A 22,018-nucleotide genomic window follows, 5' to 3' on the forward strand; every position below is an offset into this window, starting at 1 on the left:
GGAGTGCTGCTCACCGCGGCTTACTTGTAGGTGTCGGTGTAGTCGTGGTACTTGCCGATCTCGACGTCGTCGAGCACCGCCAGCGCGTCGGTGGTCAACACCGCGAGCGAGCAGTACAGCGAGATCAGGTACGACGCGATCGCATGGTTGTTGATGCCCATGAAGCGCACCGACAGCCCCGGGCCCTGCTCGCCCGACAGACCTGGCTGGAACAGCCCCACCACGCCCTGGCGCTTGTCGCCCACGCGCAGCAGCAGGATCTTGCTCTTGCCGTCAGCCACCGGCACCTTGTTCGACGGAATCAGCGGAATGCCGCGCCAGGTGATGAACTGCGAGCCGAACAGGCTCACGGTCGGCGGCGGCGTGCCGCGGCGCGTGGCTTCGCGGCCGAAGGCGGCAATGGCCAGCGGGTGCGTGAGGAAGAACGCGGGCTCCTTCCACACCTTGGTCAGCAGCTCGTCCAGGTCGTCGGGCGTGGGTGCGCCGGTCAGCGGAAAGATGCGCTGCTCTTCCGTCACCTGGGCCAGCAGGCCGTAGTCAGGGTTGTTGATGAGCTCGCTCTCCTGGTTCTCCTTGATCGTCTCGATCGTCAGGCGCAGCTGCTCCTTGATCTGGTCGTGCGGGCTGCTGTAGAGGTCGGAGATGCGGGTGTGCACGTCGAGCACGGTGCTCACGGCATTGAGGTAGTGCTCGCGCGGGTTCTCTTCGTAGTCGACGAAGGTGCGCGGCAGCTGGTTTTCTTCTTCGCGCGAGGTGCAGGTGACCTTGATCGACTCGGGGTTCTTGACCTTGTTGACGCGGTAGATGCCCGCTTCCACCGGCACCCATTGCAGCAGGTGCGTCAGCCAGCGGGGGCTGATGGTCTCGAGCTGGGGGACTGTCTTGGTGGCATTGGCTAGCTGTCTTGCGGCGTTGTCGCCAAGGGCGGTCGTACCACCAACTGTTGCGCTCATGGATCAGGGCTCCGGGTGTTAAGGAAAAAGTGGCCGCCAGTGTCCGGCGGCCACGGGTTTTCCCTCAACAGGCTATAGCCGCCAAGTTGATCCTTCTTGCGAGGCGCGATTGCTCCAGTTGCTCGCAGCGCATGAGCAGGCCGACCATGTTGATGCCCAGCGCGGTCGCGAGTTTTTGCGCAGTGACGATCGACGGAATGACACGGCCGCGCTCGATCTCGCCCACGTAGGAGCGGTTCAGATCGGAGCGCTCAGCCAGCTCCTCCTGCGACCAGCCCTTGCCCTCGCGCAACTGGCGAATCGTCACGCCGAAGTCTTCTACAAATGCTTTCATGCTGCCCCACCCGCTTTCGGTGCGTTCTGCAGGCTGGCCTGCGTGACGCTCGCGCCTGGCGGCACGTCGTCGGTAATCCAGACATTGCCGCCGATGACGGCGCCCTTGCCCAGCGTGACCCGTCCGAGGATCGTCGCGCCCGCGTAGATGACCACGTCGTCTTCCACCACCGGATGCCGCGGCAGGCCCTTCTGCAGGTTGCCTTCGGTGTCGGTCGGAAAGCGCTTGGCGCCGAGCGTGACGGCCTGGTAGAGCCGCACGCGCTTGCCGATGACGGCCGTCTCGCCGATCACGACGCCCGTGCCGTGGTCGATGAAGAAGCCCGCATCGATCTGCGCGCCCGGGTGGATGTCGATGCCCGTCTGCCCATGCGAGAGCTCTGCCACGATGCGCGCCAGCAGCGGCAGGCCGAGCTTGTAAAGCTCATGCGCCAAGCGGTGATGAATCATCGCGAGCACGCCGGGGTAGCACAGCAGCACCTCGTCGACGCTGCGCGCGGCGGGGTCGCCCTGGTAGGCAGCGAGCACGTCGCTGTCGAGCAGGCGGCGCAGGCCGGGCAGCGCGTTCGCGAACCGGCGCACGGCTTCGGTGGCCGTGTCGTCGATCTCGCTCGCGGGGCGCGGCTCGTGGCGCGCGTTGAAGTTCAGTTCGAGCCGGGCCTGCACGAGCAGCGCCTGCAGGGCGGCATCGAGCGTGTGGCCGACATAGAAGTCTTCGCTCTCGTGGCGCAGGTCCGGCGGGCCGAGCCGCATCGGAAAGAGCGCACCTTTCAGCGACTCGACGATCTGCGCGAGCGCGTCGCGCGACGGAAACTCGCGCGCACCGGGCTCCCGCGATCGGCGCTGTGAATCGCGCCACTCGTCGCGCACGCCATGCAGCGCACGCACGATGTCGCTTACCTCGAAATGGGCCATGTGTTTTTCTCTCGGGGAACGTCTTGTGTTGGGGATTTCAGTCCTGCACCCACGGCAGCTTGTGGAAACGCCAGCCGTCTGCACCGCCACGGTGCTGGTGCGCGTCGATCTCGCCCTCGAAACCTTCGAGCACGTTGAAGACATTCGTGAAACCGGCCTTGGCAGCCGCCTCGGCAGCCAGTGCGGAGCGCTTGCCGCTGCGGCACAGCAGCAGCACCACGGCGTCCTTGCCGCCGTCTTTCGCCAGCTTGGCCTCGAGTTCGCGCACGAAGCGCGGGTTGCGCGTGAGCGCCGTGCCCGTGGCCCAGGCCACGTGCAGGCTGTCGGGCACGTGCCCGACAAACTTGCGCTCTTCGCCCGAGCGCACGTCAACCAGCACGGCATGGCCCTTCTGCACCAGTTCCCAGGCCACCGGTGGCGTCACGCCGCCGGCATAGGGCCAATTGCTTTCGGCGGCCTTGGCGCGCGCCTGTTCCAGTGCTTCGGGCAAGACGAGTTCTTCTTCAACTTCCACTGACATGCTGTGCGGCTCCTGTTGTGCGTTGGATACGCCTTGATGGCGATAACCACCACTGTAGGAGCCGCACGCCGAAGCTCAAACAACTGAAAAGTCGATTCCTAACAACCATCCGATCTATAGAAACAGGCTCAGGCAGCCGCTTCTGCAGCTTCGGCAGCGCGCACGGCCGGAGCCGTCCGGTCCACGCTCGTCGCGCCATCCACGCCATACGGCACGTCGCCCGCGATCGTCACCCGCCGCACCACTCGGTGCTGGTCGCCGTAGTCATTGATTGCATAGTGCTGCGTGGCGCGGTTGTCCCAGATCGCCACGTCGCCCTGCGTCCAGCGCCAGCGCACCGTGTTCTCCAGGCGGTGCACATGGCTCTGCAGCACGCTCAGCAGATGGCCCGAGTCGTGCGTCGAATGGCCGGCCAGCCTCTTCACGAAATGGCCCAGCACCAGGCTGCGCTCGCCGGTTTCGGGGTGCACGCGCACCACCGGGTGCTCGGCTTCGAGCAGGCGGCGCGTGAACACTTCTTTGTAGCGACGGGCGCCCTCGTCGTTCAGGTCGACCGGCAGGCGCGCGGCGGCGTAGTCGTAGTCGTTGCCGTGGATGGCGCGCAGGCGGTCGGCCAACGCCTTGAGGTCATCGGGCAGGCTCTCGTAGGCCGCCACCGTGTTGGCCCAGACGGTGTCGCCGCCATAGGCCGGGATCACCACCGCACGCAGGATCGACACCTGCGGATAGGCGACCTCGAAAGTCACGTCGGTGTGCCACGAATTGGCGCGACCGCCGTGGCGTGAGTCGAGCTCCAGCAGCCGCGTGCCGTCCTTCGAGGGCACGGTCGGGTGCGGCACCAGTTCGCCCCACAGGCGCCCGAAGGCTTCCTGCTGCGCATCGTCCAGGTGCTGCTGGCCGCGGAAGAACAGCACCTTGTGCTTGAGCAGCGCGGCCTTGATCGACTGGAAAACCTCCGGCTGCAATGCGCCGGAGAGCCGCACGCCGCGCACCTCCGCGCCGATGTGGCCGGCCTGCCGGACGATGTCGAGTTCGTTGTCCTGCGCAACGACCGGGGAAGAAAGAATGGCGCTCATCGAAGGTCCTCTTTGGTTGATGGAAGAAAGGAAAGGAACAAAGGCTCAATAGGCAAAGCGCAGGCCGGCAGGCAAACCACCCACCGGATACAGCGGCGCTTCGGTCGGTGGCGGCGTGCCCGCGAACTCGCGCAGCACCTCTTCCTTGACGTGGGTGAAGGCCAGGTCTACGCGATTGCGCGGATGTGCAAGCTCCACCGGCACGATGCGGCGGATGCGCCCGGGGCGCGGCTCCATCACCACCACCTTGTCGCCAAGGTACACGGCCTCCTCCACGTCGTGCGTGACGAGGATCATGGTGATGCCCTCGGCCTGCCAGATGCGGTGCAGCTCCTGCTGCAGATGCGCGCGCGTCATCGCGTCGAGCGCGCCGAAAGGCTCGTCGAGCAGCAATATCTCGGGCCGGTTCACCAGCGCCCGCGCAATCGCCACGCGCTGCGACATGCCACCCGACAGCTGATGCGGATAGGCACTCTCGAAGCCCTTGAGCCCGACCAGCTCGATGTGCGCCTGCACCTCCTTGCGCTTCTGCTGTGCACCGAGCCCGGCATTGAGCAGGCCCAGCGCGATGTTGTCCCGCACCGTGAGCCACGGGAACAGCCGGTGCTCCTGGAACACGATGCCGCGGTCGAGGCTGGTGCCGACGATGCGATTCCCGTCGATGAGTACCTCGCCGCGGTAGTCCGCTTCGAGGCCGACGATCAACCGCAGCAGCGTCGACTTGCCGCATCCGCTGGAGCCCACGATGCTGACGAACTCACCCGGCGTGATGGTCAGGCTGATGTCGTCGAGCACCTTCAGCGGTGCGCCCTCGACCTCGTATTGCTTGCTGAGCTGGCGTATTTCCAGCGTGGCGGCGTGTGCCATTGCGTTGTTCTTTCTTCTCTTGTTCAGAAGCCGGCCACGGAACGTCCGCGCCAGGCCAGCAGGCGGTTCTCGATGCGCGTAGCGATCCAGTTGAGCGTGAAGCCCACGAGCCCGACCACGATCACGCCGAAGATCACCAAGTCCATGCGGAAGTGGTCGCGCCCATCGATCATGGTGTTGCCGATGCCCTTGCCCGAGACCAGCAGGTACTCCGCCCCGAGCGTGGCAAGCCATGCGTAGATCAGCGCCAGGTGAATGCCCGCGAAGATCGACGGCGACGCGCTCGGCAGCACCACACGCGTGAACAACTGCCAGCGGTTGAAGCGCAGCACCCGCGCCACCTCGACCAGGTCGCCCGGCACGCTGCGAATGCCCTCGAAGGTGTTGAGCACCACCGGAAAGAAAGCCGCGAGCGACAGAAAGGCCACCTTGGCCGCGTCACCCAGCCCGAACCAGACAGACAGCAGCGGAATCCATGCGAACAGCGAGATCTGCTTGAGCGTGTGGAAGCCCGGCCCCACCAGGTTCTCGAACAACCGCGACAGGCCCAGCGCCGCGCCGAACAGCAGCCCCGCGCTCGCGCCGATGGCAAAACCCGCCAGGTCGCGCCACAGGCTGGCGGAGAGCCCTACCCATAGCTCCCCGCTCGTGGCCTGCTCCACCGCCTGTTGCCAGACGCTGTCGATAGACACCAGCAGCGGCGAACTCGACCAGCCGAAGCGGAAGGCTGCCCACCAGAGCGCCATCAGCAATGCAGGCAGCACCCAGCCGCGCAGGGGTTTCGGCACGCGGCGAAAGAGGTTCCCGGCACTCATCAGAACCCCGCCCGCCGCCAGCGCAGCAACCGCGTCTCGATCAGCGCGAGCATCTTGTCGAGCACGAAGCCGACCAGCCCCACCATCACTACCGCCGCCAGCACCACGTCGAGCTGGAACAGCTGCCGCCCGAACACAATCATGTAGCCCAGCCCTTCGCTCGACGCCAGCAACTCGACCACCACCAGCGCGAGCCAGGCGTGCGTGAAGCCGTAGCGCACGCCGTTCCAGATGGGTGCCGCCGCGGCCGGGAACACCACGCGCGACAGCAATTGCCAACGGCTGAACCGGAACACCCGCGCCACTTCGATGTAGCGCGTGGGCACGTTCTGGATGCCCTTGTAGGTGTTGAGCGCAATGGGCACCAGCGAGGCCTTGGCAATCAGGATGATCTTGAGCGCCTCGTCGATGCCCACCATCAGCATCAGCAACGGCAGCCAGCCGAGCACCGGCACCTGCGCGAAGGCCTTGAACAGCGGATAGACGTAGTCCTTGAAGGTCGGCGACAGCCCCATCGCAGTGCCGATCAGCAACCCGCCCACCAGCCCGACGCCGAAGCCCGCGAACACGCGCCAGAGGCTGATGCGCAGGTTGTCGAGCAGCTCGCCGCTGCGCAACGCATCGGCGAAAGTCGCTGCCACCGCTTCGGGCGACGGCAGCACCTGCGGCGCGATCCATTCGTTGCGCGCCGCGATGTGCCACAGCAGCAGCACGGCCAGCGGCACCGGCCAGGCGAGCAGCAGGCGTGTCGTGCCAGGCAGCCATCGGCGCCATGCCGCAAGGGGCGACGTTCGCCCGACGACCGGGAGCGACAGCTCCGGAGGCAGCACCGCACTCATGCGGCCGCCTTGAGATCACGCGCCAGCAGATGCCGGTTCGCGGGCCGCGCCAGCCCCAGGTTCTCGCGCAGCGTGCGGCCTTCGTACTCATGGCGGAACAGGCCGCGGCGCCGAAGCTCAGGCACCACCTGCGTCACGAAGTCATCCAGCCCGCCGGGCAAGGTCGGCGGCATGACGTTGAAGCCGTCGGCCGCCTCTTCTTCGAACCACTGCTGCAGCTGGTCGGCAATCTGCGAGGCCGTGCCGTGAATCGACCAGTGACCGCGCGCCGTGCCCACGCGCTGGTAGAGCTGGCGAATGCTCAGGCCCTCGGTGCGCGCCAGTTCGGTCACGAGCCGGAAGCGGCTCTTGGGCCCGTTCGGCTCTGGCAAGTTACCGGGCAGCGGGCCATCGACCGGATAGCCCGTGAGATCCACGCCACCGATCACCGTCGACAGCAGCGCCACGCCCACGTCGGGCGGAATCAGTGATTGCAGCTCCTCGAGCTTTTCCTTCGCATGCTGCTCGCTCTGCCCCACCACGGGGAACACGCCCGGCAAGATCTTGAGCCCCTCGGGGTCGCGGCCATGGTGCGCCAGCTGCGCCTTCAGGCCGCGATAGAAAGCCTGCGCGCCCGCCAGCGACTGCTGCGCGGTGAAGATCACCTCCGCCGTCGCTGCGGCCAGCGCCTGCCCCGCTTCCGAAGCGCCGGCCTGCACCACCACCGGGTGCCCCTGCGGCGGCCGCGCGACGTTGAGCGGGCCGCGCACGCGAAAGTGCTTTCCCTGGTGCGCCAGCACATGCAGCCGGTCGGGGTCGAAGTATTCGCCGGCCGCCTTGTCGTGCGTGAAGGCATCGTCGTCCCACGAATCCCACAGCCCTGTCACCACATCGACGAACTCCCGCGCGCGCTCGTAGCGCAGCGCGTGCTCGGGATGCCGGTCGAGGTTGAAGTTCAGCGCCTCGGCCTCGTTGGACGAGGTGACGACGTTCCAGCCCGAGCGTCCGCCGCTCAGGTGATCGAGCGAAGCAAACTTGCGCGCCACGTGATACGGCTCGTTGTAGGTGGTCGACACCGTGGCAATCAGGCCCAGCCGCTCGGTCACGGCCGCGAGCGCCGACAGCAACGTCAACGGCTCGAAGCCAGAGACCCGTGCGCTGCGATGCAGGGTGCGCGACGCCGAGGCATCTCGAATGCCCACGCTGTCGGCCAGGAACACCGCATCGAACTTCGCGCGCTCCGCCGTCTGCGCCAGTGCCTTGTAGTGCGCGAAACCGAGCCCGGCCTGCAGCGGCACATCGGGGTGGCGCCACGCCGCCACATGATGGCCGGTCGCCATCAGGAAGGCATTGAGCTTGATCTGCCGCTTGCTGCTGCTCATCGCGCCACCGCCACTTGCTTGCCGCTGACTTCGCCATTGGCCTCGTACACAGGCCAGTAGTTCTCCAGCTTCAGCTCGCGCAGCGCTGCATCGAGAAAGCTGCGATCGAACCAGTTGTCGATCTCTGCCTTGCCGCGCACCAACTTGAGCGCCAGTGCCTGTTCGGCCGAATCCTTGTAGCGCTGCACCAGGAACGGATCGAGCAGCGGCGACAGGCGCACGCGCAGCGGCTGGCCGATGAAGTCCTCGCGCCAGTATTTCTCGGCCACCTCGGCCTTGCCCCATTGCCTGAACACTTCGTCGCGCTGCGATTCGTCGGAGTAGCGTCGCGCCACCGTCACCAGCGACTTGACGATGCGCTGCGTGGCCTTGGGATAGCTCCGCGCGAAATCGTCCGAGGCCAGCAGCACGGTTTGCCGCGTGTACTTGAATGAATCCTCGGAAGCCGAATAGATCACCTTCGCCGCGCCCTTGTCGCGCAGCACGAACAGCTCGACATAGCCGAACGCGCCGTCGATGTCCCTGGTGGCCAGCGCGGCCTGTGCGCCCGGCAGGTCGAGGTTGATGAGGCGGACGTCGCTTTCCTTCAGCCCGTGCGCGGCCAGCGCGCGCACGGCCGCGAGATGCAGGTTCGTGCCCTTGTAGAGCGCGATGCGCTTGCCGCGCAGGTCCTCGATGCGCTTGACCGGCGAATCCGGCGGCACCGCAAGGTAAAGGCCATTGCGCACCCCCGAGCCCGCGATGATCCGAGTCTTGACTCCGCCCGCGCGGTGCACGATGGAAGGCAGGTCGCCCTGCCAGGCCAGGTCGAGTTGTTTGTTGACCAGTGCCTCGTTCACCGCCGGGCCCGCGCCCTTGAAGAACACCCACTCGATCTTCGTGCCGTCAGCCTTGAATTCTTCTTCAAGCCCGCCGAAGGCATGCAGCAGCGCCGCAGACGACCCGCCGAAGCGCACCGGGTTGCCCACGCCGCCGGTGGCGACACCGATGCGGATGGTGGCCGGCGCTTCGGTGTTAGCCGCCAGCAGGCGTGGTGCGGCGGCGATCAAAGGCCACGCAGCAGCGTGACGAAGAAACGAACGTTTGAGCATGAGCGGCAACCTTGGTTTCGATGAATCCAGAAGATTCTGCGAGGCGGGTGCGCGAGGCGGAAGGAAGCTGTTCGCGCTTTCTAATGCGCCCCGCGACTAAGGGTGATTGCCGTTTGGATACAGCCAAAAGAAAACCCGCCGTAGCGGGTAACCAGGGGGAGAACGCCTTGGTTGGTATGTCAGGGCTTGTCGCGTTCAGCTCGCACCCACTTCAACCGAAACTCCGCTTCGCTGGCAGAGAGCTGCCCTTCCGCCACCAGCCTCTTGAGCCTTCGCTCATCCGCGCGGTTCAGTGCATCTTTCAGGAGAGCCATCTTGCGCTCCCGGCAAGGGCTGCATTCGTAGAAGCTCGTCGGACTCCCCGTGTGCTTCATCTTTGCGTCGTACTCAAGGGCAAGAGCTCGCCCATTGGGTTCGATACCCATGGCGAGGATTTTTCCGTTCTTGAACGTGACGAGGGCACTCCCTTCGCACCCTGTGGTATCGGTTCTTTCCGGGTCGTAGGCTTTCCACGAAACCCTGCGCATATGCCGCAAGGCGTAGCGGACGTCCTCTTCTGCCAGCACGACATCGTCGCAGTTCAGAAAATCCTTGTTCTCCCAGGCACCTCGGTGCGAAGGGTGTGTGACTTCCACTTTCTGCACATACGCGATGGGGTACCGCTTGTCAGCGGCCTGCGCTGAAGATGTTCCCGCTGCCACGATCAGTATCGTGGCCACGAGATTGTTGATCTTGCGCATCAAGGCCCTTTGCGCGCTGAACGCGCCTTCTGCAGCAGAAGTTCCGCTTCAGTGGAAGAAATCCGTCCTTGCGCCACCAGCTTCTTGAGCCTGCGCTCATCGGCTCGATCGAAAGCGTCCTGAAGAAGGATCATCTTGCGCTTCCTGCACGGATCGCACCCATAGTAGCTTTCAGGAACACCGGTAGGTTCGAGTTTGGCGTTCGCTTCGAAGATGTTGATCCTCCCCGTGGGCTCGACTCCGATGACGATGATCTTTCCATTTCTGAAAGTGACGGAAGCACCACCTGAACACCCCGTCCTCTCCGTCTCCTCGCTGAAAAATGCCTTCTCTGTGACCCTGCGTATGTGCCGCAGCGCATATCGCACATCCTCTTCGGTCAGGACGACATCGGAGCAATCTAGGAGATTTTTGTCTTCCCACACAGACCCGCTGGAGGGCTCGACGACTTCGATCTTCCTTACGGAATCAAGCGGGTATCGCTTGTCCGCCGCGTGAGTCGGGGCACCCATTGCGGTTGCAACCAGCGCCATCAAAAGAATGCTTACTTTGCTCATGGTGTGGGTATGGGGAGCGTCCAGTTCGCGCCTTGCGCCTCGGTACTGTTCTTTCTGCTGACATCCGGGTGACGAAACACTTCGCTCGTTGCGAGTTGCATTGAGCTCTGGAGCACATGAACGAGCCACGAAAGCGCCTGGTTCTGAGCTGCTGTTGGAGTGGGAAAGACACCGGCGTCTCCCCGCAGTCTTTCCAGAGGCATTTTTCTTTGCTTGAGAGTCGGGTTAAATCCCTCCGGCAATCTTGCTCTTCCCACCATTTCGATTCCTATGGCTTCCATATTGCTCGGATAGCGGTCTCCTGGCGCTCTACGCATCTCGATCCGATGCATCGCCCTCGCGCGTGACTGAGCATTCCGTGTTCGTCAATTTCAACGAGCATGGGGTTCCTCCCTGAATATCTTTGATTGGTTAACGACTCTTCACGAGGCGTTTCCCAGCATCGACACACGACACGGATCGCACCTCGCGGCGCGGATGCTATGGCGATGTCTTCAAAGAAAATTCAGGGTCTTGAAAGATTCGATGGATTCCAGAAATTCAGCACGGTCGATGAATCCACACCCTGTAAACCCCTGCAAACACGAAGCCCAGAAACGAAAAAACCCGGCGCCATGACAGCGCCGGGTTGTCGCAGATGCCCGAGGGTCCGTCAGAGCTTCGCGATCGAAACCTCGGTCGACTTCACGAGCGCGACCACGTCGGAGCCCACCTTCAGTTGCAGCTCGTCGACCGAGCGCGTGGTGATGACGGAGGTGACGATGCCCCAGGCGGTCTCGACATCGACTTCGGAGACGACGTCACCGCGGATGATCTCGCGGACCTTGCCCTTGAACTGGTTGCGCACGTTGATGGCTTGGATGGACATGATGGTTTCTCTTTCAGGTTGAAGCAGGGATGGATGGATGAATGGGCCGGAGCGTCAGACGATCTCGGCCACGTCGTCGAACGCCAGCCGGGGGCCGCGCTCGAAAGTGCCGGCGTGGTCGGCCACGCCGAGGTTGACGAGGAAGTTGGCGCGGTAGCGCCCGTCGGGGAAGAAGGCCTTGTCGACCAGGTCGGCGTTGAAGCCCGACTGCGGCCCTGCGTCGAGCCCGAGCGAGCGCGCCGCCAGGATCAGGTAGGCGCCCTGCAGGCTGCTGTTGCGGAAGGCCGTGGCCTGTGCGGCTTCGGCGCTCTTCTCGAAGAAGGGCTTGGCGTCGTAGGCCGGGAACTGCGTGGGCAGGTGCTCGTAGAAGCGCGTGTCGTGCGCCACGATCACCGTGACACCGGCCGCCAGCGTCTGCGCAGTGTTGCCCGCGGACACGGCTGGCTTGAGCTTCGCCTTGGCTTCTTCGCTGCGCACGAACACGTAGCGCGCCGGTTGGGCGTTGTAGGCGGTCGGGCCCCACTTCAGCAGGTCGTAGAGCTTGTGGATCAGTTCGTCGGTCACGGGCACGGGCTTGAAGGCGTGCACGGTGCGGGCCTTGCGGAACAGCTGGTCCAGCGCGGCTTCGGGAATGGATTGCAGTGTGGTCATGTCTTCAAAAAGGTGTTTCAGTTCGACGCTGCTGCGAGCGCTTGGTCGAGGTCGGCGATCAGGTCGTCGATGTGTTCGATGCCGACCGACAGGCGCACGGTGTCTTCGGTCACGCCGGCCTTGGCCAGCTCCTCGGGTGACAGCTGCCGGTGCGTGGTCGAGGCGGGGTGCGTGGCCAGCGAGCGCACGTCGCCGATGTTCACGAGGCGCGTGAAGAGCTTCAGCGCATCGAGGAACTTCGCCCCTCCCTCGCGACCCGCACCGATGCCGAAGGTCAGCACGCCGCTGGAGCGGCCGCCGAAGTACTTCTTTGCCAGCGGGTAGTCGGGGTGGTCTTCGAGCGCCGCGTAGTTCACCCAGTTCACGGCCTTGCTCTGCTTCAGGTGCTGCGCCACTGCGAGTGCGTTGCTGCTGATGCGGTCCATGCGCAGCGCCAGCGTCTCGATGCCCTGCAGGATCAGGAAGGCGTTGAACGGCGAGATGGCCGCACCGGTATTGCGCAGCGGCACCACGCGCGCACGGCCGATGTAGGCGGCCGGGCCCAGCGCCTCGGTGTAGACCACGCCGTGGTAGCTCACGTCAGGCTCGTTCAGGCGCCTGAAGCGCTGCTTGTGCTCGGCCCACGGGAACTTGCCCGAATCGACGATGGCACCGCCGATGCTGGTGCCGTGGCCGCCCAGGTATTTGGTGAGCGAGTGCACCACGATGTCGGCGCCGTGTTCGATAGGCCGGCTCAGGTACGGCGAAGGCACTGTGTTGTCGACGATCAGCGGCACGCCATGGCGATGCGCGATCTCGGCAATGGCCGCGATGTCGGTCACGTTGCCCGCCGGGTTGCCCAGTGATTCGACGAACACCGCCTTGGTCTTCTCGTCGAACAGCTTCTCGAAGCTTGTCGGATCGCGGTGGTCCGCGAAGCGCGTGGTGATGCCGAACTGCGGCAGCGTGTGGGCGAACAGGTTGTAGGTGCCGCCATACAGCGCGGTGCTGCTGATGATGTTGTCGCCGGCCTCGGCGATGGTCTGGATCGCGTAGGTCACGGCCGCCTGGCCCGAGGCCAGCGCCAGCGCCGCAATGCCGCCTTCAAGCGCGGCCACGCGCTGCTCCAGCACGTCCTGCGTGGGGTTGTTGATGCGGGTGTAGATGTTGCCCGGCACCTTCAGGTCGAACAGGTCCGCGCCGTGCTGCGCGCTGTCGAAGGCATAGGCCACCGTCTGGTAGATCGGCGGAGCGACCGCGCGGGTGGTCGGTTCGGGCGAGTAGCCGGCGTGCACCGACAGGGTTTCGAATTTCCAGTTCTGCGACATGCGACTGCCTTTCAAAGGGGCGGATGGATGAAAGAAGCTCAGATCGCCCAGCGCAATGCGTGCGCGGGGGTGCTGAGCCAGCTTGCGTCGGTGCTCTCTGGCGCGGTGTCTTCCGGCTTCTGCAGCACCCTGTCGAGGATTCGTTTTTCAATGGCCGCGAAGGCCGGGTCGCCCTGCGAGCGCGGGCGGGCCAGCGCGATGTTCTCGTCGAGCGCGATGCGGCCGTCTTCGATGAGGATCACGCGGTCGGCCAGCGCCACGGCCTCCTGCACGTCATGCGTCACCAGCAAAGCGGTGAAGCGGTGGCGCTGCCACAGGTTCTCGATGAGGCGGTGCATCTCGATGCGCGTCAGCGCATCCAGCGCCCCCAGCGGCTCGTCGAGCAGCAGCAGGCGCGGGTGATGCACCAGCGCGCGGGCCAGAGCCACGCGCTGCCGCTGGCCGCCCGACAGGCGCGCCGGCCATTCGTTCTCGCGGTCGGCCAGGCCGACTTGCGCCAGCACTTCCTTGCCGCGCGCCTTGGCGTCGTTGGGCAGGCCCAGCGTCACGTTGTCGAGCACGCGCCGCCACGGCAGCAGGCGCGCCTCCTGAAACATGATGCGGGTGTCGTCGTGCAGGCCATGCACGGCCTTGCCGTCGGTGTAGAGGCCACCGGCGCTCGGCTCCTCCAGCCCCGCGATGAGCCGCAGCAGCGTGCTCTTGCCGCAGCCGCTGCGCCCGACGATGGCGATGAACTGGCCCGGCTCGATGGTCAGGCGCGTGTTGCGCAGCACTTCGCGCGCACCGTAGCGCTTGTGCAGGCCGCGCGCTTCGAGGCGCACGCCGCCGGCGATGGCCTGGGGTTGGATGTCTTTCAGGACGGCACTCATGGGCTTCAGGCTCCGGGTTTGAAAAGCGCCACGTTCAGCGCATCGATTTTTCGGGGGAGCAGCTTTTCCGTGAAGAAGGCATCGGCGATGCGCTGCTGCTCGGTCAGGGCCTCGGCCACCACCGGACGCACGGCATAGCTGCGGCGGCTGTTGGCCTGCTCGATGGTTGCGGCGTCCAGGCCCCATACGGGCGACAGCAGCGCGGCCGCGTCCTTCGGGTTCTGCTTGACCCACTTGCCGGTCTTCTCGAGCTCGGCGTAGACCACGCGCAGCACGTCGGGCCGGGCCTTCGCGAACTTGGTGCTCGCGAGGTAGTAGCGCTGGTACGAAGCGATGCCCGCACCGTCGGCCAACACGCGTACCTTCGACTGGCGCTGCGCGGCAGCGAGGAACGGGTCCCACACCACCCATGCGTCGATGGCGCCCTTCTCGAAGGCGGCGCGGCCATCGGCGGGGGTGAGGTAGGCGGGCTCGATGTCCTTGAACGACAGGCCGGCCTTGTCGAGCGCGGCGATCAGCAGGTAGTGCGCGCCAGCGGCTTTCGCGAAGCCGATCTTCTTGCCCTTCAGATCGGCCACCGTCTTGATCGGCGAGTCTTCGCGCACCACGATGGCCTGTGCGGCCGGCGACGGTGCTTCCTGCGCAATGAAGGTCAGGTCTGCTCCGGCGGCCTGCGCGAACACCGGCACGGTGTCGGCCACGTCGGCGCTGATGTCCAGGTTGTCGAGGTTCAGCGCCTCCAGCAGCGGCAGGCCGCTGGTGAACTCGTGCCAGCTCAGCGTGACGTTGAGCGGCGCGAGCTGCTTTTCGAGCGCGCCCTGTGCCTTGAGCACGGCGATCAGCGTCGACGACTTCTGGTAGCCGAGCCGCACGGTCGCGGGCCGGGCGGCCACGCCCTGCGCAAGCACCGCGCTGGCGCCGAACGCGCCCAGCGTGGCGATGACGGTGCGACGGGAAACATGGAATTGCGTCATGCCCCCGCCCTCACTTCGCCTTCTTCTGGTAGCCAGGATGCCACCGCAGCCACCACTGCTCCAGCCCGCGCGCGAACAGGTCGGCCAGCTTGCCGAGCAGCGCGTACAGCAGGATGCCCACCAGCACGATGTCGGTCTGCAGGAACTCGCGGGCATTCATCGTGAGGTAGCCGATGCCGGCCTGCGCCGAGATGGTCTCCGCCACGATCAGGATCACCCACATCAGGCCCAGCGAGAAGCGCAGGCCCACGAGAATCGACGACAGCGCGCCCGGCAGGATCACCTCGCGGTACAGCTGCCAACGCGACAGGCCGTAGGTGCGCCCCATCTCGATCAGCTGCGGATCGACGTTGCGGATGCCGTGGAAGGTGTTCAGGTAGATCGGAAAGAACACCGACACCGAAATCAAGAACAGCTTGGCCGATTCGTCGATGCCGAACCACAGGATCACCAGCGGAATCAGCGCCAGCGCCGGAATGTTGCGCACCATCTGGATGGTGGAGTCGAGCAGCGTCTCGGCGAACTTCACCGAGCCCGTGAGCAGGCCGAGCGCAAGCCCCGCCCCGCCGCCGATGGCCAGCCCCGCGAGCGCACGACCCGCGCTGACCTTCACGTGCGTCCACAGCTCGCCCGACACCGTGAGGTTCCACGCAGCCTTGACCACGTCGACAGGCGCCGGCAGCACGCGCGTGCTGAGCCAGCCCAGCGACGACGCAATCTGCCAGAAGACGATGAGCCCGACCGGCACGAGCCACGGCACCAGTCGCCCGGCGACGTTGGCAGCGAAGCTCCTGAATGCGTTGCCGGTGTTCTCGGTGGGTGCCACGGCCGGCAGCTCCTGAACTTGTTCGGTCATGGCGGTCCTTCAGCTTTGGGAGACGAGCCTGGATGGCGCATCGAGATTGGCGACGACCTCGCCGAAGGGCCCGCTGAGCGAACCGCCTGCCAGACGCGTCTGCGCCTTGCGGGAGAGCAGCGGGAACACCAGCTCGGCGAAGCGGTAGGCCTCTTCGAGATGCGGGTAGCCCGAGAGAATGAATTTGTCGAGCCCGAGCGCCGCGTATTCCTCGATGCGCGCAGCAACGGTCTTCGGGTCACCGACCAATGCGGTGCCAGCCCCGCCACGCACGAGGCCCACACCAGCCCAGAGGTTCGGCGCAATCTCAAGCTCGGCGCGCGAGCGCTTGGCGCCGCCAGCATGCAGCGCGGCCATGCGGCGCTGGCCTTCGGAATCCATGCGCGCAAACGCAGCCTGCGCGCGGATGACGGTCTCGTCGTCCACGCGGCTGATCAGTTCTTCGGCGGCCTTCCACGCGGCGTCTTCGGTCTCGCGCACGATCACATGCAGGCGAATGCCGAACTCGACCTTGCGGCCCTGCCGCTCGGCGCGGGCGCGCACGTCGGCGATCTTCTTCGCGACTTCCGCGGGCGGCTCGCCCCAGGTGAGGTACGCATCGACCTGCTCCGCGGCGAGGTCGTGCGCATCAGCCGACGAGCCGCCGAACCACACGGGCGGATACGGCTTCTGCACCGACGGGTAAAGCAGCTTCGCACCCTTCACGCTCAGGTGCTTGCCTTCGAAGTCGAAAGCCTGCCCGTCGTGGCTGCGCGCGATGATCTCGCGCCAGATGCGGATGAACTCTGCCGACTGTTCGTAGCGCGACGCATGGTCGAGGTACACGCCGTCGCCTTCGAGCTCGGCCTGGTCACCGCCGGTCACGAGATTCACGAGCAGGCGCCCGCCGGAGAGCCGGTCGAAGGTCGCGGCCATACGCGCGGCCAGGCTGGGCTGGTGCAGGCCGGGGCGCACCGCCACCAGGAACTTGAGCTTCTTCGTCGCACCGATCAGGCTCGACGCGATGACCCACGGGTCTTCGCACGAGCGGCCCGTCGGAATGAGCACGCCTTCGTAGCCGAGGTTGTCGGCCGCGCCGGCAATCTGCTGCAGGTAAGCCAGGTCGATGGGGCGTGCGCCCTCGCTCGTGCCGAGGTAGCGGCTGTCGCCGTGCGTGGGGAGGAACCAGAAGATCTGCATCACGCAATCCCCGCGCCGGCGGCTTCGAGCAGGTTGATCTTTTTCGGGATCAGCTTCAGTGCGAAGAAGGTGTCGGCAATCTGTTGCTGCTCCGCGAGGATGGCCTTGGTGATGGGTGTGGTGCCGTAGTCCACCCGGCCCACCGACAAATCGGCCACCGGCCTCGGCAGGCCCCAGAGCGTGGCCAGTTCGGCCGCGTAGTCGCCCTTGTTGGCTGCGCCCCAGACGTCGATCTTGTTGATCTCCTCGACCGCGATGGCCAGCACGTCGGCGTTCTTCGCCACGTAGTCGAGCGACGAGAAGTAGTAGCCACGGTTGCCGACCACGCCGGTGGCGTCGGCCAGCACGCGCGCTTCGAGCGACTTTTCGGCTGCGGCGAGGAACGGGTCCCAGATGACCCAGGCGTCGACCGAGCCCTTCTCGAAGGCGGCGCGCGCATCGGCCGGCGGCAGGTAGACCAGGTTCAGGTCGGTGTACGGCAGCCTGTGCTTCTCGGCCAGCTTGACGATGAGGTAATGAACGTTCGAGCCCTTGTTGAGCGCGATCTTCTTGCCCTTCAGATCGGCCACGGTCTTGATGGCCGAACCCTTGGGCACGATCACCGCTTCCGCCCGCGGACGCGGCACCGTCGCGGCCACATAGGCCAGCGGCGCACCGGCTGCCTGCGCGAAGATGGGCGGCGCCTCGCCCACGTCGCCGAAGTCGATGGAGCCGACGTTCAGCGCCTCGAGCTGCACGGGGCCGGCGGTGAACTCGGTCCACTTCACGGTCACGCCGAGTGGTGCGAGTCGCTTCTCGAGCGTGCCGCGACCCTTGAGGACGCTCAGCGGCCCCTTCTGGTTGCCGATGCGAAGCTGGCGTGCGGGCGCCTGTGCCAGCGCAGCAAAAGAAGGCAGCGCAATGGCGGCAGCAACGCCCTGGATCAGGCGACGTCGGGGTGCGGAAATCAATGTCATGGCAATGCTTGGGTATGGATGTGCCGCGCGGTCAGGCGGCGGCAATGAAACTCACGATCAGCGCAATGGCGCTGACGACGATGACGCTCACGGCAAGATCGCCCAGCGCGTGCCAGAGGGAGCGCGGCGAGGTGTCGAGCACGGAGTCTTCGGTGGCAACGGGGGTCATGCGTGGATTCCTTGGTCTGCAAAAACTTCAGGCAAAAGCTGTCCCGCACCGCGCGCAGGCGGCTTTCAAGAACGGGAATGAGGGATGAGGTCTGGGCAAGCACGGGCTCGCGACGAGCCCGTGCTTTCAGACGCTACATCGCACGCGAGAAAACGGCACCGGCTCGAAGCCGTGGGTTGCAGGCAGCTTCAGGCCTTCGGTGGCCAGCACCTCGACGGCCTCGTTGAGTCGCTCGGCCAGGTCGTTGTGCACCTGGTAGGCGTTCTCGGGCGTCAGCGCAATCTGCGATTCGCTGGCGTACACGCCCGGCAGGATGTGGCGCGCCGACAGCGACTGCAGCACGGGGCGCAATGCGTAGTCGAGCGCGAGCATGTGGTGCGGGCTGCCGCCGGTGGCCAGCGGCAGCACCGTCTTGCCCTTGAGCGCGTTCTGCGAGAGCAGGTCCAGAAAGACCTTGAGCAGGCCGCTGTAGGCCGCCTTGTAGACCGGCGTGGCCACCACGATCACGCGAGCCGCCGCCACCTGGGCAATGGCACGCTCGATGGCCGGGTTGTTCCACTCGGCCAGCAGCAGCGCCTGCGCCGGCAGCTCGCGGATGGCAAGCCGCTCGATCCGCGCATGGCGCTGGGCCAGCCGCTCGCCCACCGAGTCGAGCAAGGCGGTGGAGCGGGACGGGGCCGTGGGGCTGCCGGCAATCAGGAGAACGGACACGGGAGACTTTCTGTTTTCTTTTTCAGGAATTCAGGGCGAGCCGAACCACGGCGCCAGTCGAACTGGCGCCCTGCACTGCCGGCTTGCTGGGGCGGCTTGGCTTACTTTTGTTTCGTCGTGTAGATCTGATCGAAGGAGCCGCCGTCGGCAAAGTGCTCCTTGTCGGCCTTCGCCCAGCCGCCGAAGGCCTGGTCGATGGTCACCAGCGTCAGCTTGGGGAACTGCTTGTCGTACTTGGCCTTCGCCTTGTCAGACGTCGGGCGGTAGAAGTTGCGGCCCGCAATGTCCTGGCCTTCGTCCGAGTACAGGTACTTCAGGTATTCCTCGGCCACGGCGCGCGTGCCCTTCTTGTCGACGACCTTGTCGACCACCGCCACGCTGGGCTCGGCCAGGATGGAGATGGAGGGCACCACGATTTCGAACTTCTCGGGGCCGAATTCCTTCAGCGCCAGGAAAGCTTCGTTCTCCCAGGCCAGCAGCACGTCGCCCACGCCGCGTTGCACGAAGGTGATGGTCGAGCCGCGCGCGCCGGTGTCGAGCACGGGCACGTTCTTGAACAGGTTGCCGATGTATTCCTTGGCCTTGGCATCGCCGCCGTACTTGCGCTTGGCGAATTCCCACGCGGCCAGGTAGTTCCAGCGGGCGCCGCCCGAGGTCTTGGGGTTCGGGGTGATCACCTGCACGCCGGGCTTGATCAGGTCGTCCCAGTCCTTCAGGCCCTTGGGGTTGCCCTTCTTCACCAGGAACACGATGGTCGAGGTGTAGGGAGCGGAGTTGTGCGGCAGGCGCTTCTGCCAGTCGGCCTTGACGAGGCCACCATGCGTGACGAGCGCGTCGACGTCGCCGCCCAGCGCCAGCGTGGCTACGTCGGCGTCGATGCCGTCGATGATCGAGCGGGCCTGCTTGCCCGAGCCGCCGTGCGACTGCTTGACCGTCACGTCCTGGCCGGTCTTGGCCTTCCAGTACTTGGCGAAGGCCTGGTTGTAGTCCACGTACAGCTCGCGCGTCGGGTCATAGGACACGTTCAGCAGCGTCACCGGGGCTGCGCCGCCCTGGGCAAACGTCGGCAACGCCGACAGGGCCATGGCACTGGCCACGCCGGCACCCAGGGAAAGCTTGATAAAGTCGCGGCGGAGGCTCATGGTGTCTTGCTCTGAAAAGGCATATCAATGAAGCTGCGTATTCTCAATACGACATATAGAAACTGGAACGACCAAGTTTTCAGTTCTAAATAGCCAAATCAACTAAGCAACCGCTTTCCCCACTTTTCCCGTTCAAAGGCAATCGAAATGGCACGCATGGTTCAGTGCATCAAGCTCGGCAAAGAGGCCGAAGGGCTCGACTTCCCGCCCTACCCAGGCGAGCTGGGCAAGCGCCTCTGGGAAAACGTCAGCAAGGAAGCCTGGGCCGCCTGGCTCAAGCAGCAGACCATGCTGGTCAATGAAAACCGGCTGAATCTGGCCGATCTGCGCGCCCGCCAGTACCTGGCGCGGCAGATGGAAAAGCATTTCTTCGGCGAAGGCGCCGACGTGGCCCAGGGCTACGTACCCCCCTCGAACTGAGCCCGTCTTGGCCGCCGAGCCCGTCGCCTGGCGCGCCGACGGCGTCCCCCGCAGCGAGCGCTTCGACGACATCTATCACACCGAAACCGGAGCACTGGCGCAGTCGCGCCATGTGTTTCTGGGTGGCTGCGGGCTGCCCGAGGCCTGGATCGGACAGTCGCAATGGCTGATTCTCGAAACCGGTTTTGGCCTGGGCCTCAATTTCCTGACAACCTGGCAGGCCTGGCGCGCGGACGCCGGGCGGCCACGGATGCTGCACTTCGTCTCTATCGAGGCGCATCCGGTTTCGGCTGAAGACCTGCTGCGCGCGGCCGGGGCGTATCCCGAACTGGCCTCCCTCGCCCGCGAACTGGCCGCGCAGTGGCACGGGCTGCTGCCGGGCTTCCACCGGCTGGCCTTCGACGAAGGCCGCGTGCTGCTCACCCTCTGCATCGGCGACGTGCAGCCAATGTTGCGCGCCCAGCGCTTCGATGCCGACAGCATCTTTCTCGATGGCTTCAGCCCGCAGCAGAACCCTGCGATGTGGTCGGAAGACACGCTCAAGGCCGTGTCGCGCTTTGCGCGGCAAGGCACGCGCATCGCCACCTGGACGATCGCGCGGACGGTGCGCGACGCGCTCAAGCAGTTCGGGTTCTCGGTCGAAAGAGACCAGGGCCTGCCACCCAAGCGCGATTGCCTGCGCGGCGTGTTCGCGCCCGCCTGGACAGTGCGCCGCCGCGGCCCCGTGACCGAGCGCATCGACACGCCGGGCCGCTGCGCCGTCATCGGCGCCGGGCTTGCGGGCGCGGCCGTGGCGGCGAGCCTTGCGCGGCGCGGATGGCAGGTCACCGTGCTGGATGCTGCCGACTGGCCCGCCTCTGGCGCGTCGGGGCTGCCGGTGGGCATGCTCGCGCCACATGTGTCGCCCGATGATGCGCTGCTGTCGCGGCTCACGCGAGCCGGCATCCGCGCCACGTGGGCCGAACTGACACGATTGCTGGAAGAAGGCCGCGACTGGCGCGCCAGCGGCGTGCTGGAGCGCCGGCCCGATGGCGACACGCGCGTGCCGGCTGGCTGGAGCGATGGCGGCCCCAACGAATCGTGGCCCGCGAGCGCCGGGCAATTGGCGGCTGTCAGACTGCCGAGCGATGCGCCCGCCCTCTGGCACGCACGCGCCGCCTGGGTGCGGCCGCACCGGCTGATCGCCGCGTGGCTGCGGCAGCCGGGAGTCGAGTTTCGTGGTGGGTGCAAGGTGGAGCGCCTGGAGCGGCACGCGAGCGGCTGGCAACTGTTCGACCCGGCCGGCCAGTTGCTGATCGACGTCGACCGCGTGGTAATAGCCGCAGGCTTCGAATCAGACCGATTCGCCCCCAGGCTCCCTCTTCAGCCGGTGCGCGGCCAAGTCGCCTGGGGCCACATGGCCGACGGCCTCGAACTGCCCGCCACGCCCCTCAACGGCGACGGCCATCTGGTCGCTCACGTGCCCGACGCCGAGGGCACCCCAATCTGGCTGGCCGGCGCGACCTTCGACCGCGACAGCACGGACCTCGCCCCCACCGACGCGGACAGCGAAGCCAACCGCGAGCGCCTTGCGCGGCTGCACCCTGCCGCGGCCTCCGCGCTGGCCCCTTCGTTCGCGCACGGCCAGGTCAATGCCTGGGTCGGCATCCGCTGCGCCTCGGGCGACCGGCGCCCGCTGGTCGGCCCGCTCGACGCCGATGCAGGCGGCCTCTGGGCCTGCACCGCGCTGGGCTCGCGCGGGCTGAGCTTTGCCGCGCTGTGCGCAGAACTGCTGGCAGCGCAGTGGCACGCCGAGCCGCTGCCCCTGCCCGCCACGCTGGCCAAGGCACTCAGCACGCAGCGGCTCTGA

Annotated in this window: 25 protein-coding genes; 2 read left to right on the plus strand and 23 right to left on the minus strand. The window is 66.0% G+C overall.

Annotation, left to right across the window (positions count from 1 at the left end; genetic code table 11):
• Positions 1–20: 20 nt before the first annotated feature.
• From BMW87_RS05285 to BMW87_RS05395, 23 genes are all read right to left on the minus strand, one after another.
• Positions 21–953 (minus strand): family 2A encapsulin nanocompartment shell protein, encoded by a 933-nt coding sequence (locus tag BMW87_RS05285; RefSeq protein WP_093054609.1) that lies wholly within the window; start codon positions 951–953, stop codon positions 21–23.
• Between the two features lie 64 nt (positions 954–1,017).
• Complete coding sequence (locus BMW87_RS05290) at positions 1,018–1,287, minus strand: helix-turn-helix domain-containing protein (protein ID WP_081269389.1); 270 nt, start codon at positions 1,285–1,287, stop codon at positions 1,018–1,020.
• The gene (gene epsC / locus BMW87_RS05295) at positions 1,284–2,201 is read right to left on the minus strand and encodes a serine O-acetyltransferase EpsC (RefSeq protein WP_093054607.1); all 918 of its coding nucleotides are present in this window, start codon (positions 2,199–2,201) and stop codon (positions 1,284–1,286) included. The genes BMW87_RS05290 and epsC overlap by 4 nt, the downstream gene beginning before the upstream one ends.
• Before the next feature lie 37 nt (positions 2,202–2,238).
• Entirely contained in the window at positions 2,239–2,721 is a 483-nt protein-coding gene (locus BMW87_RS05300; RefSeq protein ID WP_093074697.1) for a rhodanese-like domain-containing protein, read from the minus strand.
• 128 nt (positions 2,722–2,849) lie between these two features.
• Positions 2,850–3,797, minus strand: a complete 948-nt coding sequence (locus BMW87_RS05305; protein WP_093074700.1) for a TauD/TfdA dioxygenase family protein — start codon at positions 3,795–3,797, stop codon at positions 2,850–2,852.
• 45 nt (positions 3,798–3,842) lie between these two features.
• Positions 3,843–4,664 (minus strand): ABC transporter ATP-binding protein, encoded by an 822-nt coding sequence (locus BMW87_RS05310; RefSeq protein ID WP_093074703.1) that lies wholly within the window; start codon positions 4,662–4,664, stop codon positions 3,843–3,845.
• A gap of 23 nt (positions 4,665–4,687) precedes the next feature.
• Complete coding sequence (locus BMW87_RS05315; RefSeq protein ID WP_093074706.1) at positions 4,688–5,479, minus strand: ABC transporter permease; 792 nt, start codon at positions 5,477–5,479, stop codon at positions 4,688–4,690.
• A complete protein-coding gene (locus BMW87_RS05320) occupies positions 5,479–6,318 on the minus strand; it encodes an ABC transporter permease (protein ID WP_093074709.1) in 840 nt (279 codons plus the stop codon). The genes BMW87_RS05315 and BMW87_RS05320 overlap by 1 nt, the downstream gene beginning before the upstream one ends.
• Positions 6,315–7,679, minus strand: a complete 1,365-nt coding sequence (locus tag BMW87_RS05325; RefSeq protein ID WP_093074712.1) for an LLM class flavin-dependent oxidoreductase — start codon at positions 7,677–7,679, stop codon at positions 6,315–6,317. The genes BMW87_RS05320 and BMW87_RS05325 overlap by 4 nt, the downstream gene beginning before the upstream one ends.
• A complete protein-coding gene (locus BMW87_RS05330; RefSeq protein WP_093075241.1) occupies positions 7,676–8,770 on the minus strand; it encodes an ABC transporter substrate-binding protein in 1,095 nt (364 codons plus the stop codon). The genes BMW87_RS05325 and BMW87_RS05330 overlap by 4 nt, the downstream gene beginning before the upstream one ends.
• 179 nt (positions 8,771–8,949) lie before the next feature.
• Positions 8,950–9,510 (minus strand): hypothetical protein, encoded by a 561-nt coding sequence (locus BMW87_RS05335; protein WP_093074715.1) that lies wholly within the window; start codon positions 9,508–9,510, stop codon positions 8,950–8,952.
• Entirely contained in the window at positions 9,510–10,067 is a 558-nt protein-coding gene (locus BMW87_RS05340; protein ID WP_093074718.1) for a hypothetical protein, read from the minus strand. The genes BMW87_RS05335 and BMW87_RS05340 overlap by 1 nt, the downstream gene beginning before the upstream one ends.
• Positions 10,068–10,719: 652 nt before the next feature.
• Positions 10,720–10,935 carry a TOBE domain-containing protein gene (locus BMW87_RS05350; protein ID WP_007829250.1) on the minus strand — a complete coding sequence of 72 codons (216 nt, stop codon included), beginning with the start codon at positions 10,933–10,935 and terminating at the stop codon, positions 10,720–10,722.
• A gap of 54 nt (positions 10,936–10,989) precedes the next feature.
• The gene (locus BMW87_RS05355) at positions 10,990–11,586 is read right to left on the minus strand and encodes a malonic semialdehyde reductase (protein ID WP_093054585.1); all 597 of its coding nucleotides are present in this window, start codon (positions 11,584–11,586) and stop codon (positions 10,990–10,992) included.
• 17 nt (positions 11,587–11,603) lie between these two features.
• Entirely contained in the window at positions 11,604–12,893 is a 1,290-nt protein-coding gene (locus tag BMW87_RS05360; RefSeq protein ID WP_093054584.1) for an O-acetylhomoserine aminocarboxypropyltransferase/cysteine synthase family protein, read from the minus strand.
• A gap of 38 nt (positions 12,894–12,931) precedes the next feature.
• Positions 12,932–13,762 (minus strand): ATP-binding cassette domain-containing protein, encoded by an 831-nt coding sequence (locus tag BMW87_RS05365; RefSeq protein WP_093074723.1) that lies wholly within the window; start codon positions 13,760–13,762, stop codon positions 12,932–12,934.
• A 5-nt stretch (positions 13,763–13,767) separates the two neighbouring features.
• Positions 13,768–14,736, minus strand: a complete 969-nt coding sequence (locus BMW87_RS05370; RefSeq protein WP_093074726.1) for an aliphatic sulfonate ABC transporter substrate-binding protein — start codon at positions 14,734–14,736, stop codon at positions 13,768–13,770.
• 10 nt (positions 14,737–14,746) lie between these two features.
• Positions 14,747–15,592: an aliphatic sulfonate ABC transporter permease SsuC gene (ssuC, locus tag BMW87_RS05375; protein ID WP_093054578.1), complete on the minus strand. Its 846-nt coding sequence runs from the start codon at positions 15,590–15,592 to the stop codon at positions 14,747–14,749.
• 9 nt (positions 15,593–15,601) lie between these two features.
• A complete protein-coding gene (gene ssuD / locus BMW87_RS05380; protein ID WP_093074729.1) occupies positions 15,602–16,771 on the minus strand; it encodes an FMNH2-dependent alkanesulfonate monooxygenase in 1,170 nt (389 codons plus the stop codon).
• On the minus strand, positions 16,771–17,727 hold the full coding sequence (locus tag BMW87_RS05385) for a sulfonate ABC transporter substrate-binding protein (RefSeq protein WP_093074732.1): 957 nt from the start codon (positions 17,725–17,727) through the stop codon (positions 16,771–16,773). The genes ssuD and BMW87_RS05385 overlap by 1 nt, the downstream gene beginning before the upstream one ends.
• A 31-nt stretch (positions 17,728–17,758) precedes the next feature.
• Complete coding sequence (locus BMW87_RS35045; RefSeq protein ID WP_177142297.1) at positions 17,759–17,896, minus strand: hypothetical protein; 138 nt, start codon at positions 17,894–17,896, stop codon at positions 17,759–17,761.
• A gap of 126 nt (positions 17,897–18,022) precedes the next feature.
• Positions 18,023–18,607, minus strand: coding sequence for an NADPH-dependent FMN reductase (gene ssuE / locus BMW87_RS05390; RefSeq protein WP_093054572.1), 585 nt, complete (start codon positions 18,605–18,607; stop codon positions 18,023–18,025).
• 101 nt (positions 18,608–18,708) lie between these two features.
• Positions 18,709–19,749, minus strand: a complete 1,041-nt coding sequence (locus tag BMW87_RS05395; protein WP_093074735.1) for a sulfate ABC transporter substrate-binding protein — start codon at positions 19,747–19,749, stop codon at positions 18,709–18,711.
• A gap of 147 nt (positions 19,750–19,896) precedes the next feature.
• Between BMW87_RS05395 and BMW87_RS05400 the strand changes: the two genes are divergently transcribed.
• Together BMW87_RS05400 and mnmC are read left to right on the plus strand one after the other, a co-directional pair.
• Positions 19,897–20,169, plus strand: coding sequence for an oxidative damage protection protein (locus BMW87_RS05400; protein ID WP_012748083.1), 273 nt, complete (start codon positions 19,897–19,899; stop codon positions 20,167–20,169).
• Between the two features lie 7 nt (positions 20,170–20,176).
• The gene (gene mnmC / locus BMW87_RS05405) at positions 20,177–22,018 is read left to right on the plus strand and encodes a bifunctional tRNA (5-methylaminomethyl-2-thiouridine)(34)-methyltransferase MnmC2/FAD-dependent 5-carboxymethylaminomethyl-2-thiouridine(34) oxidoreductase MnmC1 (RefSeq protein WP_093074737.1); all 1,842 of its coding nucleotides are present in this window, start codon (positions 20,177–20,179) and stop codon (positions 22,016–22,018) included.

The organism is Variovorax sp. OV084 (assembly GCF_900111625.1).
Classification (GTDB): domain Bacteria; phylum Pseudomonadota; class Gammaproteobacteria; order Burkholderiales; family Burkholderiaceae_C; genus Variovorax.

Coding starts and splice junctions, on each gene's coding strand:
- BMW87_RS05315 (WP_093074706.1), bottom strand. CDS start 5,479: ATGAGTGCCGGGAACCTCTTTCGCCGCGTGCCGAAACCCCTGCGCGGC.
- BMW87_RS05385 (WP_093074732.1), bottom strand. CDS start 17,727: ATGACATTGATTTCCGCACCCCGACGTCGCCTGATCCAGGGCGTTGCT.
- BMW87_RS05330 (WP_093075241.1), bottom strand. CDS start 8,770: ATGCTCAAACGTTCGTTTCTTCGTCACGCTGCTGCGTGGCCTTTGATC.
- epsC (WP_093054607.1), bottom strand. CDS start 2,201: ATGGCCCATTTCGAGGTAAGCGACATCGTGCGTGCGCTGCATGGCGTG.
- BMW87_RS05340 (WP_093074718.1), bottom strand. CDS start 10,067: ATGAGCAAAGTAAGCATTCTTTTGATGGCGCTGGTTGCAACCGCAATG.
- BMW87_RS05300 (WP_093074697.1), bottom strand. CDS start 2,721: ATGTCAGTGGAAGTTGAAGAAGAACTCGTCTTGCCCGAAGCACTGGAA.
- BMW87_RS35045 (WP_177142297.1), bottom strand. CDS start 17,896: ATGACCCCCGTTGCCACCGAAGACTCCGTGCTCGACACCTCGCCGCGC.
- BMW87_RS05350 (WP_007829250.1), bottom strand. CDS start 10,935: ATGTCCATCCAAGCCATCAACGTGCGCAACCAGTTCAAGGGCAAGGTC.
- BMW87_RS05365 (WP_093074723.1), bottom strand. CDS start 13,762: ATGAGTGCCGTCCTGAAAGACATCCAACCCCAGGCCATCGCCGGCGGC.
- BMW87_RS05320 (WP_093074709.1), bottom strand. CDS start 6,318: ATGAGTGCGGTGCTGCCTCCGGAGCTGTCGCTCCCGGTCGTCGGGCGA.
- ssuC (WP_093054578.1), bottom strand. CDS start 15,592: ATGACCGAACAAGTTCAGGAGCTGCCGGCCGTGGCACCCACCGAGAAC.
- BMW87_RS05395 (WP_093074735.1), bottom strand. CDS start 19,749: ATGAGCCTCCGCCGCGACTTTATCAAGCTTTCCCTGGGTGCCGGCGTG.
- BMW87_RS05325 (WP_093074712.1), bottom strand. CDS start 7,679: ATGAGCAGCAGCAAGCGGCAGATCAAGCTCAATGCCTTCCTGATGGCG.
- BMW87_RS05335 (WP_093074715.1), bottom strand. CDS start 9,510: ATGCGCAAGATCAACAATCTCGTGGCCACGATACTGATCGTGGCAGCG.
- BMW87_RS05305 (WP_093074700.1), bottom strand. CDS start 3,797: ATGAGCGCCATTCTTTCTTCCCCGGTCGTTGCGCAGGACAACGAACTC.
- BMW87_RS05290 (WP_081269389.1), bottom strand. CDS start 1,287: ATGAAAGCATTTGTAGAAGACTTCGGCGTGACGATTCGCCAGTTGCGC.
- BMW87_RS05310 (WP_093074703.1), bottom strand. CDS start 4,664: ATGGCACACGCCGCCACGCTGGAAATACGCCAGCTCAGCAAGCAATAC.
- BMW87_RS05285 (WP_093054609.1), bottom strand. CDS start 953: ATGAGCGCAACAGTTGGTGGTACGACCGCCCTTGGCGACAACGCCGCA.
- BMW87_RS05370 (WP_093074726.1), bottom strand. CDS start 14,736: ATGACGCAATTCCATGTTTCCCGTCGCACCGTCATCGCCACGCTGGGC.
- ssuD (WP_093074729.1), bottom strand. CDS start 16,771: ATGCAGATCTTCTGGTTCCTCCCCACGCACGGCGACAGCCGCTACCTC.
- BMW87_RS05360 (WP_093054584.1), bottom strand. CDS start 12,893: ATGTCGCAGAACTGGAAATTCGAAACCCTGTCGGTGCACGCCGGCTAC.
- BMW87_RS05400 (WP_012748083.1), top strand. CDS start 19,897: ATGGCACGCATGGTTCAGTGCATCAAGCTCGGCAAAGAGGCCGAAGGG.
- BMW87_RS05355 (WP_093054585.1), bottom strand. CDS start 11,586: ATGACCACACTGCAATCCATTCCCGAAGCCGCGCTGGACCAGCTGTTC.